The organism is Pseudomonas sp. 14P_5.3_Bac1 (genome assembly GCF_025466135.1).
Lineage (GTDB): Bacteria > Pseudomonadota > Gammaproteobacteria > Pseudomonadales > Pseudomonadaceae > Aquipseudomonas.
Genome location: NZ_JANLOF010000025.1, coordinates 153,295 through 166,235, shown reverse-complemented (window position 1 = coordinate 166,235; position 12,941 = coordinate 153,295). Strand labels below are relative to the sequence as shown.

At 61.7% G+C, this 12,941-nt stretch carries 12 protein-coding genes; 6 read left to right on the top strand and 6 right to left on the bottom strand.

Features of this window, described 5'->3' with window-relative positions; translation table 11 throughout:
• Window positions 1-50 precede the first annotated feature (50 nt).
• The 3 genes from trpB to NTD89_RS07120 all read left to right on the top strand — a co-directional run bounded on the left by trpB (window position 51) and on the right by NTD89_RS07120 (window position 2,680).
• The gene (trpB, locus tag NTD89_RS07130) at window positions 51-1,277 is read left to right on the top strand and encodes a tryptophan synthase subunit beta (protein ID WP_262206847.1); all 1,227 of its coding nucleotides are present in this window, start codon (window positions 51-53) and stop codon (window positions 1,275-1,277) included.
• Entirely contained in the window at window positions 1,277-2,086 is an 810-nt protein-coding gene (gene trpA / locus NTD89_RS07125) for a tryptophan synthase subunit alpha (RefSeq protein WP_119741286.1), read from the top strand. The genes trpB and trpA overlap by 1 nt, the downstream gene beginning before the upstream one ends.
• Window positions 2,087-2,224: 138 nt before the next feature.
• Window positions 2,225-2,680 (top strand): RcnB family protein, encoded by a 456-nt coding sequence (locus tag NTD89_RS07120; RefSeq protein WP_262206846.1) that lies wholly within the window; start codon window positions 2,225-2,227, stop codon window positions 2,678-2,680.
• 174 nt (window positions 2,681-2,854) lie between these two features.
• Here the strand turns inward: NTD89_RS07120 and NTD89_RS07115 are convergent, their stop codons facing one another.
• The 6 genes from NTD89_RS07115 to NTD89_RS07090 form a co-directional block, all read right to left on the bottom strand.
• A complete protein-coding gene (locus tag NTD89_RS07115) occupies window positions 2,855-4,165 on the bottom strand; it encodes an MFS transporter (RefSeq protein WP_106575998.1) in 1,311 nt (436 codons plus the stop codon).
• Between the two features lie 167 nt (window positions 4,166-4,332).
• Window positions 4,333-5,481 (bottom strand): galactonate dehydratase, encoded by a 1,149-nt coding sequence (gene dgoD / locus NTD89_RS07110; RefSeq protein ID WP_017137927.1) that lies wholly within the window; start codon window positions 5,479-5,481, stop codon window positions 4,333-4,335.
• Between the two features lie 61 nt (window positions 5,482-5,542).
• Complete coding sequence (locus NTD89_RS07105) at window positions 5,543-6,163, bottom strand: 2-dehydro-3-deoxy-6-phosphogalactonate aldolase (RefSeq protein WP_262206845.1); 621 nt, start codon at window positions 6,161-6,163, stop codon at window positions 5,543-5,545.
• 1 nt (window position 6,164) lies between these two features.
• Window positions 6,165-7,124 carry a 2-dehydro-3-deoxygalactonokinase gene (locus tag NTD89_RS07100; RefSeq protein ID WP_262206844.1) on the bottom strand — a complete coding sequence of 320 codons (960 nt, stop codon included), beginning with the start codon at window positions 7,122-7,124 and terminating at the stop codon, window positions 6,165-6,167.
• 162 nt (window positions 7,125-7,286) lie between these two features.
• On the bottom strand, window positions 7,287-7,613 hold the full coding sequence (locus NTD89_RS07095) for a DOPA 4,5-dioxygenase family protein (RefSeq protein ID WP_262206843.1): 327 nt from the start codon (window positions 7,611-7,613) through the stop codon (window positions 7,287-7,289).
• Window positions 7,614-7,643: 30 nt separating this feature from the next.
• Window positions 7,644-8,594 (bottom strand): choline sulfate utilization transcriptional regulator, encoded by a 951-nt coding sequence (locus NTD89_RS07090; protein ID WP_262206842.1) that lies wholly within the window; start codon window positions 8,592-8,594, stop codon window positions 7,644-7,646.
• A gap of 103 nt (window positions 8,595-8,697) precedes the next feature.
• Between NTD89_RS07090 and betC the strand changes: the two genes are divergently transcribed.
• The 3 genes from betC to NTD89_RS07075 all read left to right on the top strand — a co-directional run bounded on the left by betC (window position 8,698) and on the right by NTD89_RS07075 (window position 12,887).
• Window positions 8,698-10,212 (top strand): choline-sulfatase, encoded by a 1,515-nt coding sequence (gene betC, locus NTD89_RS07085; protein WP_262206841.1) that lies wholly within the window; start codon window positions 8,698-8,700, stop codon window positions 10,210-10,212.
• A gap of 18 nt (window positions 10,213-10,230) precedes the next feature.
• Window positions 10,231-11,145, top strand: a complete 915-nt coding sequence (gene choX / locus NTD89_RS07080) for a choline ABC transporter substrate-binding protein (RefSeq protein ID WP_262206840.1) — start codon at window positions 10,231-10,233, stop codon at window positions 11,143-11,145.
• 173 nt (window positions 11,146-11,318) lie between these two features.
• Window positions 11,319-12,887, top strand: a complete 1,569-nt coding sequence (locus NTD89_RS07075) for a SulP family inorganic anion transporter (RefSeq protein WP_262206839.1) — start codon at window positions 11,319-11,321, stop codon at window positions 12,885-12,887.
• Window positions 12,888-12,941: the final 54 nt, after the last annotated feature.

Below are 12,941 nucleotides of genomic sequence, written 5' to 3'. Positions count from 1 at the left end.
GGTAGAGTGGGCCTCATTGCCTCTCCTCACATTCTTTACCGGAGCGCCCCATGACTCAGTCCCAGACCGATCTACGCAACGGCCCAGACGCCAACGGCTTGTTTGGCGCGTTCGGCGGCCGCTACGTCGCTGAAACCCTGATGCCGTTGATCCTCGACCTGGCCCGCGAATACGAAGCCGCCAAGATCGATCCGGCATTCAACGAAGAATTAGCCTACTTCCAACGCGACTACGTCGGACGTCCAAGCCCGCTGTATTTCGCTGAGCGCCTGACTGAATTCTGCGGCGGCGCCAAGATTTACCTCAAGCGCGAAGAGCTCAACCACACTGGCGCGCACAAGATCAACAACTGCATCGGCCAGATCCTGCTGGCGCGGCGCATGGGCAAGAAACGCATCATCGCCGAGACCGGCGCCGGCATGCACGGCGTGGCCACCGCCACCGTGGCCGCGCGTTTTGGCCTCGACTGCGTGATCTACATGGGCACCACCGACATCGAGCGCCAGCAGGCCAACGTGTTCCGCATGAAGCTGCTGGGCGCCGAAGTGATCCCGGTGGTCGCCGGCACCGGCACCCTCAAAGATGCGATGAACGAAGCCCTGCGTGACTGGGTGACCAACGTCGACGATACCTTCTACCTGATCGGCACCGTCGCCGGCCCACACCCCTACCCGGCGATGGTGCGCGACTTCCAGGCCGTGATCGGCAAAGAAACCCGCGACCAACTGCAAGCCCAGGAAGGCCGCCTGCCGGACAGCCTGGTGGCGTGCATCGGCGGCGGTTCCAACGCCATGGGCCTGTTCCACCCGTTCCTGGATGACACCAGCGTCGAGATCATCGGCGTTGAAGCGGCCGGCCACGGCATCGAAACCGGCAAACATGCCGCCAGCCTCAACGGCGGCGTGCCCGGCGTACTGCACGGCAACCGCACCTTCCTGCTGCAGGATGACGACGGCCAGATCATTGACGCCCACTCGATTTCCGCCGGCCTCGACTACCCGGGCATCGGCCCTGAACACGCCTGGTTGCATGACATCGGCCGCGTCCAGTACACCTCGGTGACCGACGACGAAGCCCTCGATGCGTTCCACACATGCTGCCGCCTGGAAGGGATTATTCCTGCACTGGAAAGCGCCCACGCCTTGGCTGAAGTGTTCAAACGCGCACCGAACCTGCCGAAAGATCACCTGATGGTGGTCAACCTTTCCGGCCGTGGCGACAAAGACATGCAAACCGTGATGCACCATATGCAACAGTCGAAGCAGGAGAAACACTGATGAGCCGCCTGCAAACCCGTTTTGCGCAACTCAAAGAACAAAACCGCGCCGCCCTGGTGACCTTCGTCACCGCCGGCGACCCGGGTTATGACACCTCGCTGGCGATCCTCAAAGGCTTGCCGGCAGCTGGCGCCGACGTGATCGAGCTGGGCATGCCCTTCACCGACCCGATGGCCGACGGCCCGGCGATTCAACTGGCTAACATCCGCGCGCTGGAAGCCAAGCAGAACCTGGCGAAAACCCTGCAAATGGTTCGCGAGTTCCGCAAAGACAACAACGACACGCCGCTGGTGTTGATGGGCTACTTCAACCCGATCCACAAATATGGCGTGCCGCAGTTCATCAGCGACGCCAAGGAAGCCGGCGTAGACGGCCTGATCGTGGTCGACATGCCGCCTGAGCATAACGGCGAGCTGTGCGACCCGGCCCAGGCAGCAGGCATCGACTTTATCCGCCTGACCACGCCAACCACCGATGACGTACGCCTGCCGACCGTGCTCAATGGCAGCTCCGGCTTTGTGTACTACGTGTCGGTGGCCGGTGTGACCGGTGCCGGGGCGGCCACCCTGGAGCACGTTGAAGAAGCCGTGACTCGCCTGCGTCGGCATACCGACCTGCCGATCAGCATCGGCTTTGGTATCCGCACGCCGGAACAGGCAGCCGCTATCGCGCGCCTGGCAGACGGTGTGGTGGTCGGTTCGGCGCTGATTGATCACATCGCCACTGCCAAAAATGATCAGCAGGCGATTGATGGCGTGTTGACCTTGTGCGCGGCGCTGTCGGAAGGCGTTCGCAACGCCCGTAAGTAAACGCCGTGTAGCAGTAGGTAAAGTTCCTGATACAGAGGAATCATACTGTCGAATCAGTACCTAAACTGACAAGACCAAGGGATTTCGAACCCGGTTCGAAATCCCTTTTTTGTTCGTGCAGTACTGAGGAAACACCCCATGAAAATGCCTAAACGCTTGATCGCTGGTCTCGGCGTGCTGATGCTCGGCGCGAGTGCCTTGGTGCAGGCCGCGCCACCTGACCAACGGGGCGATGACAATGGTCCTGGCCCTGGCCGTGGCGGCCCGCAAGGCCAGCACGAGCAACGCGGCGATGACCATCGTGGCCCGCAGAACAACCGTCGTGGCCCGCCTCAGGACTTCGGCCCGGTGCGGCAGATCATCCACGACAACCACGGCCAGTTCGCCCGTGGCGCACCGCCGCCACCGAATGTACGCCTGGTCCGCGGCCAGCCACTGCCACGCGGCTACTACGGCGAACGCCTGGACAACCGCGCCCTGGCACGCCTGCCGGTTTACCCGGGTTATGAATGGCGCCGTTCCGGCCCGGACGTGGTCTTGATTGCAGTCGGCACAGGCATCGTCTACGAGATTCTGGACGGCGTACTTAACTAATCCCTCGCACTAACACTAACCTGTGGCGAGCGGGCTTGCCCCGCGTTGGGGTGCGAAGCGCCCCCAAAACCGGATAACGCGGGTTTCCCTGAAAGACCGCAGTAGCCTTGATGGGGCTGCTGCGCAGCCCAACGCGGGGCAAGCCCGCTCGCCACAGGGGTCGCTCGCCACAGGCTATTCCTTCAGTTCTATACGTTCGACTTTGCCTACAAGCAACACATAGGACAGCGCGCCCAACAGCGCCAGCACCGCAATGTAGGTAATCGCCGGCGCAAACGAATCCCCGCTGGCCAAAAAGCCAATCACAATTGGCGTCGTAATCGCCGACAAGTTACCGATAAAGTTAAACACCCCGCCGGTCAACCCCAGCAGCCGCGCAGGCGCCAAGGTCGACACCAGCGACCAGGTGATCGACGCCAGGCCATTCCCAAAGAACGCCACCGCCAGAAACGCAATCACCCACGTCGTCGAATCCACATAGTTGGCGCCAATGATCGCCGTGGAAATCAGCAGCCCGCCAATAATCGGCAACTTGCGCGCAAAGCCTACCGACGTGCCCCGGCGAATCAGCCAGTCAGAAAACAGCCCCGAACACAGCACACCCACAAACGCCGCCAGAAACGGCAGCGATGCCAGCAAGCCCGACTTGATGAAGTCCATGCCGCGATATTTCACCAGGTAGGTCGGGAACCACGTCAGAAAAAACCACAACGTGGAGTTCAGGCAAAACTGCCCCAGGTAGATGCCCCACAGCTTGCGCTTGCTCAGCACGATCCCGAGGTCGACCCAACTGAATGGCGCCTTGACCGCCTTGGCCTGCATATCCACCAGCCCGCCGCCTTCGCGGATCAGCTCGATTTCAGCCGCATTGGCGCCTTTGAAGTCCTTCGGCTCGCGGTACACGGCGTACCAGATCAACGCCCACACAATGCCCACGCCACCGGTGGCGACAAACACCATGTGCCAGCCGAACGCGTGTTGCAGCCAGGCCAGTACCGGCGTGAGAAACGCCAGCCCCACGAACTGCCCGGAGGTATAAACGCCAATCGCCGTGGCCCGCTCGCGCTCGGGAAACCAAGTGGTGACCACGCGACTGTTGATCGGATAGGCCGGCGCTTCCAGCGCGCCGACCGCCATGCGCAGCACAAACAGCGCGATAAAGCTGGCGGCAAAACCAAGCATCACGGTGGCAATCGACCACAGCAGCAAGGCCACGGTGTAGAGAATGCGTGGCGGCACCCGGTCCACCAGCCAGCCGCCGGGGATCTGCATGGCGGCGTAGGTCCAGCCGAACGCCGAGAAGATCAGCCCGACATGCACCGGGTCGATGCCCAGCTCGCTGGTCAGCGCCGGGGCGGCAATCGACAGGTTGCTGCGGTCGAGGTAGTTGATCACCACGGTGATAAACAGCAGCACCATGATGAAGAAACGCTTTCTGCTGGGCGTGACGAGAGAAGCCTGCCCGGTGAAGGATTCAGGGTGCATGGGGGTTGCCTCTTCTTATGTTTATTGAGGACAGGTCTTACTGGACCAAAGGTAGGAGGGGGCTTGCCCCCGATGAGGAGTGCCAGTCACCGAATGCATCAACTGATACACCGCTATCGGGGGCAAGCCCCCTCCCACATTTTGTGTCCGATTTCGTCAGGGGCTGATCACCACTCGGCAAAGCTGCCGTCGGCATGCCGCCAGATCGGGTTGCGCCAGCGGTGGCCGATAGCCGCGCGCTCGATCACGTATTCCTCGTTGATCTCGATGCCCAGGCCTGGCCCGTTGGGGATCTTCACAAAGCCTTTGTCATAGTCGAACACGCCCGGGTCGCGCACATAGTCGAGCAGGTCGTTGCTCTCGTTGTAGTGAATGCCCAGGCTTTGCTCCTGGATAAACGCGTTGTAGCAAACCGCGTCCAGTTGCAGACAGGCCGCCAATGCAATCGGGCCCAGCGGGCAGTGCAGGGCCAGGGCCACGTCGTAGGCTTCGGCCATGTTGGCGATCTTGCGGGTTTCGGTGATGCCGCCGGCGTGGGAGGCGTCCGGCTGGATGATGTCGACGTAACCTTCGCTGAGCACGCGCTTGAAGTCCCACCGTGAGAACAGCCGCTCGCCCAGCGCAATCGGCGTGCTGGTCAACGGCGCCAGTTCTTTGAGCGCTTCGTAGTTTTCGCTGAGCACCGGCTCTTCGATAAACATCAGTTTGTAAGGGTCGAGTTCTTTCATCAGCACCTTGGCCATGGGCTTGTGCACCCGGCCATGGAAGTCGACGCCAATGCCGACGTTCGGGCCCACCGCATCGCGCACGGCGGCAACGTTGGCCAGGGCCAGGTCGACTTTTTCGAAACTGTCGACAAACTGCAGCTCCTCGGTGCCGTTCATTTTCACGGCAGTGAAGCCACGGGCCACGGCCTCTTTGGCGGCACGCGCCGTATCGGCGGGGCGGTCGCCGCCGATCCATGAATACACGCGAATCTTGTCGCGCACCTGGCCGCCCAACAGGTCGCTGACCGACACACCGAGCGCCTTGCCCTTGATATCCCACAGCGCCTGGTCGATACCGGCGAGGGCGCTCATGTGCACGGCACCGCCTCGGTAGAAGCCGCCGCGATAGAGCACCGTCCAGATGTCTTCGATATTGCGTGGGTCTTTGCCGATCAGGTAGTCGGAAAGTTCTTCGACAGCCGCCGCCACCGTGTGCGCGCGGCCCTCGACCACAGGTTCACCCCAGCCGGTCACGCCCTGGTCGGTTTCGACCTTGAGGAAGCACCAGCGCGGCGGGACGATGAAGGTGGTCAGTTTGGTGATTTTCATCTTCTTATCTCTCTTGTCGATGCAGCGCCGAGGGCGCAAAACTTGCGTTCTTTTCAGGCCATCAATTCAGCGCATTCCAGGCGGCGACATACGCCTGGGCACTGCTCGCCACTTGATCCACAGACATGCCCGGCTTGAACAACCCGGACCCCAGGCCGAAGCCCTTGGCGCCTGCGTCGAAATACACCTGCATGTTGTCCGGGGTCACGCCGCCGACCGGCAGCAGCAATGTGCCCGCCGGCAATACCGCCAACCACGCCTTGATCACGGCCGGGCCCATTTGCTCGGCCGGGAACAGCTTCAGTACGTCGGCGCCTTCGGCCAACGCGGCGAAGGCTTCGGTGGGCGTGGCCACACCCGGCGACAGGTACAAGCCCGCCGCTTTCGCGGCGCGTAGCACCTTGGCATCGCTGTGGGGCATGACGATCACTTGGCCACCGGCGGCTTTGACGTGCTCGACCTGCTCGGGCGTCAACACGGTGCCGGCGCCGATCAGGCAATCGGCGGGCAGGCTGTCGCGCAGCGTGCGGATGCTGGTGTAAGGGTCCGGCGAATTGAGCGGAACTTCGATCACGCGAAAGCCGGCCTGATAGAGCACTTGGCCGATCGCTTCAGCTTCGTGCGGTCGTACACCGCGCAGGATTGCGATCAAACCGTTGTGTGCGAGTGCTTGCTTGAACATGTCAGGCCTCCAGGACCGGTTGAGTGAGCCCGGCCGCCACGGCCAATTGCCACAGGCCGCGTTCGGTGGCCGCTTGCGCCAGGCTGACGTGGGCGAAGCCGCAGAGGGCGAGGGCGCGCTGGTAACGGGCGCAGAGCGCTGCGGTGCCGACCAGGACGATAGGCTTATGTTTTGCAGGGGCCGGTAAACCGGCGAGTTCATGCCCGATCAGCAAGCCGGACAGGTAATCCGGTTGCTGGTCGGGAGCCAGTTCGGCGGTCAACCCGAGTGTGCGGGCGCTGAACAATGTCGAGAGCACGCCACGCTGGCCGTCGTTGGAGAGTGCCACTTGCACGCCGCGATCAAAGGCCTCGGTCTGGAAGTGGTCGGAGGTTTTTTGCGTACGGCCGAGAATGCTGTGCTGGCTCAGCACGGCGAACAGTTCGCCGGTCATGAAGGTGTCGAAGTGCGTGATGCAGCCCTCCACCACCTCAACCCATTTGGAATGGCTGCCCGGCAGGCCGATCAATACCTCGGCCGCGAGGCCTTGCAGCACGCCCAGCACCTGGGTTTCTTCGCCGCGCATCACATTGGGCAAGCCCACCTGTTCGATCACGCCGGGCACGATATGCACCGCCACGCCGCGCAAGCTGCGCACGCTGTGCAGCGCCTGGCCGAGGCTTGCGACATCGACCGGCGTATTGCGATACGCCGCCTCACTCCAGCCCTGGGCACTGCCCACCATGCCGCAGGCGATCACCGGCAAGTCGGGCTGGGCGTCGAGCCAGTCGCCGCAGGCCGCGTCGAACGCCAACTCGAAGCCATCGCTGCAACGCACGCCGGCAATGTCACGGGGTTCGCTGGGCAGGTGCATGATGCCGAACGCCAGTGCGCGCTGGTCGAGCACCTTGCCGGCCGGGCCGAGTTTATAAGCACGAAGGGAGCTGGTCCCCCAGTCGAGCGCGATCAATTGCGCCTGCATCGCTTCACCTGAAATGAGTGGGTGCTGAAAAAAGCAGATGGGCGAATATAAACCTATGACTGGCGATATCTCAATATATAAATAACAGTCCCATATATTGGGTTAAGCCATAAAAAATCCCATCGCCTTTGCACAAGGGGATGGGATTTTTATACGCACTGGTTAAAAAATAGACAGGTCCAGCTCGCGCATCGCGCCCATCCAGATCGCGTAATCGGTGTGATCCTTCAGGTCATCGCCGGTATCAGGGTGCAGGAACACCACCAGCCCCTCGCGATGCAAAGCCAGCCATGGCAACACCACACCGATGTATCCCGGCTCGAACGCCAGCTGGCAACTCCAGTCCGGGTGCGGGCCCACCGGGCGTTCATGCACGCGGCCCATGCGCAACGGAAACAGCTTGGCCGCGTCCTCGCAGAGCTGGCGCGCCTGGTCGATCGTGCTGGCGTCGAAGTAGATGTGAGCGTGGTAGCCCTTGATACGTTGCATGGCAAAATCCGGATCTAATATGCGCCGATCCTAGACCGCAATCGACGGCAGGGCCAGCCCGGTCAGCGACTGTGCGCTGCTGGCTTGCTCGGCCACCAGCCAGTCGACAAAGCGCTCGACCAACTGCCCCCGGCGTTTGCGCTGGGGCTGCACCACGTAATAACCGAAGCGTGAGATCACCGTGTCGCTGATCGGCCGGCACAGCCAGTTCTGCTCCAGCAGGTTATCCACCAAGTGGCGCCAGCCGATGGCCACGCCCTGGCCGGCAATCGCGGCCTGGATCAACAGGGTGTAGTTGTCGAAGCGCAGTTGGCCGGGTGTGGGCGCGGTGGTAATGCCCAGCTCGCGAAATACGCCGCTCCAGTCGAACCACTGGCTGTTGTTTTCCTGGCGCAGGTGCAGCAGCGGACAGTCCGGCAGCGTCTGCACGGTCAGCGGCGTGGCCTGATCCTTGAGCCATTGCGGGCTGCACACCGGGAACACTTCCTCGTTGAACAGCCAGAGGCTGTCACCCTGTTTGAAACGGCCATCGCCAAACAACACCGCCACGTCGATATCGCTGCGCAAGGTGGCATGGTTGCGTTCGCTGGTGACCAGGCTCACGTCTACCTGCGGGTTGGCCTGGTGAAAGCGGTGCAGGCGCGGCATCAGCCAGTAGGCGGCGAAGGCAAAGTCGGTGGCCACTTGCAGCACTTCATGCTGGTCTTGCTGGGTGATCGCGCTCAGGCCTTGGTTGATGGCCTGCAAACCGCCCTGCGCATGCTCAAACAACAGCGCGCCAGCGTCGGTCAGCTCAATGCCACGGTAGATGCGATCAAACAAACGCAGCCCAAGCTGTTCTTCGAGGCGTTTGATCTGCTGGCTGATGGCCGGCTGGGTGGTACCCAGTTCCACGGCGGCAGCGGTAAAGCTGCGGTGGCGTGCCGCCGCCTCGAATGCGCGCAGCAGGTCGAGGGAAAGGTCGCCAAGGGCTTCATACATAAGCTGTGCTTATCCTAGACATTGCTTTTCATGGGCTTTACCCCATTTTCCATGGGCCGCATGCTCATTCGCATAAACACCGCCTATGGAATGCTGAAGACTCATGAAGCGCAAGAACATTCTTTTCATCATGGCCGATCAAATGGCCGCGCCGCTGCTTCCGTTCTACGGACCTTCCCCGATCAAACTGCCAAACCTGAGCCGCCTCGCCGAACAGGGTGTGGTGTTCGACGCCGCCTATTGCAACAGCCCGCTGTGCGCGCCGTCGCGGTTCACGCTGGTCAGCGGCCAGTTGCCGAGCAAGATCGGCGCCTACGACAACGCAGCAGACTTCCCTGGCGATGTGCCGACCTATGCCCACTACCTGCGCCGCCTCGGCTACCGCACCGCGCTGTCGGGCAAGATGCACTTCTGCGGCCCTGACCAGTTGCACGGCTATGAAGAACGCCTGACCAGCGACATTTACCCCGCCGACTATGGCTGGGCGGTGAACTGGGATGAGCCGGACGTGCGCCCCACCTGGTATCACAACATGGCATCGGTGCTGCAAGCCGGCCCGTGCGTGCGCACCAACCAGCTGGATTTCGACGAAGAGGTGGTGTTCAAGGCCCAGCAATATTTGTTCGATCATATCCGCAATGAGGGTGACCAGCCGTTCTGCCTGACCGTGTCGATGACTCACCCACACGACCCGTACACCATTCCCAAACCGTTTTGGGACCTGTACGACGACAGCGACATCCCATTGCCTACGACGCCGGCCCAGGCCGACCTCGACCCGCATTCGCAGCGCCTGCTCAAGGTCTACGACCTGTGGGACAAGCCGCTGCCGCTGAACAAGATCCGTGATGCGCGCCGCGCCTATTTTGGCGCGTGCAGCTACATCGACAGCAACGTCGGCAAACTCCTGCAAACCCTGGAAGACACCGGCCTTGCCGATGACACGATCATCATCTTCTCCGGCGACCACGGCGACATGCTCGGCGAGCGCGGCCTCTGGTACAAAATGCACTGGTTTGAAATGGCCGCCCGCGTGCCGCTGCTGGTCAGTGCACCGGGGCAATTCGCGGCGGGCCGCGTGACCAAAGCGGTTTCCACGGCCGACCTGTTGCCGACGCTGGTGGAGCTGGCCGGCGGCGAGCTGGACCCACGCTTGCCGCTGGACGGTCGCTCGCTGGTCCCGCACTTGCAGGGGCAGGGCGGGCACGACGAAGTGTTTGGCGAATACATGGCCGAAGGCACCATCAGCCCGCTGATGATGATTCGCCGTGGCGCGTACAAGTTCATCTACAGCGAGGACGATCCTTGTCTACTGTTCGATGTGCACAACGACCCGCACGAGCGGGAAAACCTCAGCCAGTCACCGGAACACCGGCCACTGTTCGAGGCGTTTTTGAGTGAGGCGCGGGCCAAATGGGACATCCCGGCGATCCATCAGCAGGTGCTCGCCAGCCAACGCCGTCGCCGCCTGGTCTTTGAGGCGCTGACCCAAGGCAAGCTGAAGAGCTGGGATCACCAGCCACTGGTGGACGCCAGTCAGCAATACATGCGCAACCATATCGACCTCGACGACCTGGAGCGCAAGGCACGTTACCCACAACCCTGCCAAAACCAATAAATAGACAGAGGGAAGGCCATGCAAAAGTTGACTGTAGTGCTGGGCATGTTGGCGCTCAGTAGCGCCAATGCGTACGCGGACGCTAGCTGCGACACGGTGAAGATGGCCGATCCAGGCTGGAGCGATATCGCCGCCACCAATGCCATCACCGGTTTCCTGTTGAACGGCATGGGCTACAAGGCCAAGGTCGACACCCTGGCGGTGCCGATCACCTTTGGCGGGCTCAAGGACGGCCAGGTGGACGTGTTCCTGGGCAATTGGATGCCGGCGCAGCAGGGCTTCTATGACAAGTTCGTGGCCAATGGCGATGTGGTGCAACTGGCGAAAAACCTCGACGGCACCGAATTCACCCTTGCCGTGCCGGACTACGTGTGGGACGCCGGGGTGCATGACTTTGCCGACTTGAACAAATTTGCCGACAAGTTCGACAAGAAGATCTACGGCATCGGCTCCGGCGCGCCGGCCAATATTTCGCTGCAGGAGATCATCAAGAAGAACGACTTCGACCTCGGTCAGTGGAAGCTGATCGAGTCGAGTGAACAGGCGATGCTGGCCGAAGTGTCGCGGGCCGTTAAAAAACAGAAGTTCGTGACCTTCCTCGGCTGGACGCCGCACCCGATGAACGTGCAGTTGAACATGCATTACCTCAAGGGCGGCGAGAAGTACTTCGGTGACACCGGCAGTGTTTATACCTTGACCCGCAAGGGCTATGCGCAAGCCTGCCCGAATGTCGGAAAACTGCTGACCAACCTGAGTTTTACCCAGGAGATGGAGAACAGCATCATGGCTGAGGTGGTGAATAAAAAAGTCAGCAATGCTGATGCGGCGAAGGCCTGGATCAAGGCCAATCCGGCGGTGTTGGACAAGTGGCTGGATGGGGTAAAAACCGTGGATGGCCAGGATGCGTTGGCCGCCGTAAAAGCCAAGCTCTAACCCCCGAAATCGATCCTTTTTGGGAACTGGCTTTTGTGGGAGCTGGCTTGCCTGCGATGCAGACAACTCGGTCTGTCAGTTAGACAGAGGTGATGCTATCGCAGGCAAGCCAGCTCCCACGGGGGACTGTATGTGCTGATACCCTGATGCAAACCTTTCGAACCGAGCCTTTCATGCCCCGGCCCAACCGCCATACACTCTTTCCCTTCCTCGCCTGGCTCCCGCGCCAAACCCGCGCCAGCGTCGGCCGGGACGCGATGGTTGGCTTAAGCGGTGCCGTGCTCGCGCTGCCGCAGTCGATTGCCTACGCGCTGATCGCCGGTCTCCCACCCGAATACGGCTTGTACGCCGCCATCATCCCGGTATTGATCGCCTGCCTCTGGGGTTCCTCCTGGCACCTGATCTGCGGCCCTACCGCCGCCATCTCCATCGTGCTCTACGCCAGCATCAGCCCTTTGGCTGTGCCAGGGTCGCAGGACTACATCACGCTGATCCTGCTGCTGACCGTCCTCGCTGGCGTTTTCCAGTGGCTGCTGGGCATGCTGCGCTTCGGCGCGCTGGTCAATTTCGTCTCTCATTCGGTGGTGCTGGGGTTCACCCTCGGCGCTGCCGTGGTGATCGCCTTGGGGCAGTTGCCCAACCTGCTGGGGTTGGATCTGCCCAGCCAAGCCACAGCGATCAAAAGCCTGCTGGCGCTCATCAATCACAGTGGCGAATGGGACCACGCCTCCCTCGCCTTGGGTCTGGGCACTTTGCTGGTGGGCGCGCTGCTCAAGTACCTGGTGCCACGTTGGCCAACACTGTTGATCGCCCTGGCCTTGGGCAGCCTGGTGGCGTGGCTGTGGCCGTCGATGTTCGGGCATGTGGCGCGGGTCAGTTCGTTTGTGGGCACACTGCCGCCGTTCAGCCCATTGCCGATGGACCTGGACATGCTCCTGCGCCTGCTGCCGAGCGCGGTGGCGGTGGGCATGCTCGGGTTGGTGACCAGCTTGTCGATTGCGCGCTCGCTGTCGGCGCGTTCTCAGCAACTGCTCGACGCCAATCAAGAAGTCCGCGCGCAGGGCTTATCCAATATCGTCGGCGGATTTTTCTCCGGTTACTTGTCGGCCGGTTCCTTTACCCGCTCCGGCCTCAGCTACGAGGCGGGCGCTTGCTCACCGTTGGCAGGCGTGTTTTCCGCCGGCTGGGTGGCGTTGTTTGCCGTATTTGGGGCGGCGTTGATCGCGCACATACCAATCCCCAGCATGGCCGCGAGCATCCTGCTGATTTGCTGGGGCCTGGTGGATCATCGCGGCATCCGCGCGCTGTTTCGCGTGAGCCGCGCAGAATTTGTGGTGATGAGCCTGACGTGCGTGGCCACCTTGCTGCTGGAGCTGCAAACGGCGATTTACGCCGGGGTGCTGGCGTCGCTGTTTTTCTACCTCAAACGCACTTCGCAACCGCGTGTTCAGCAGTGGCGCGACGGTGATGAAGATGTATTGCGGGTGGGGGGTTCGATCTTTTTTGGCGCCAGCCATTACCTGCAAGTGCGCCTGCAGAGCTTGCAGGGTGAGCGGGTGGTGATCGAGGCGCAGCAGATCAACTTTATCGACTATTCCGGGGTGGAGATGCTGCACCAGGAGGCACGGCGGTTGCGGGGAACGGGGCGTAGTTTGACGTTGCGTAGGGCCCGGCCGCAGGTAGTGGAAGAGCTGAAAAAACTCGAAGGGGCCGACAACTGCCCCATCCATTTCGAAGACTGAATGCGGTTGAAACTGTGGGAGCTGGCTTGACTGCGATAGGATCACCTCGGTCTA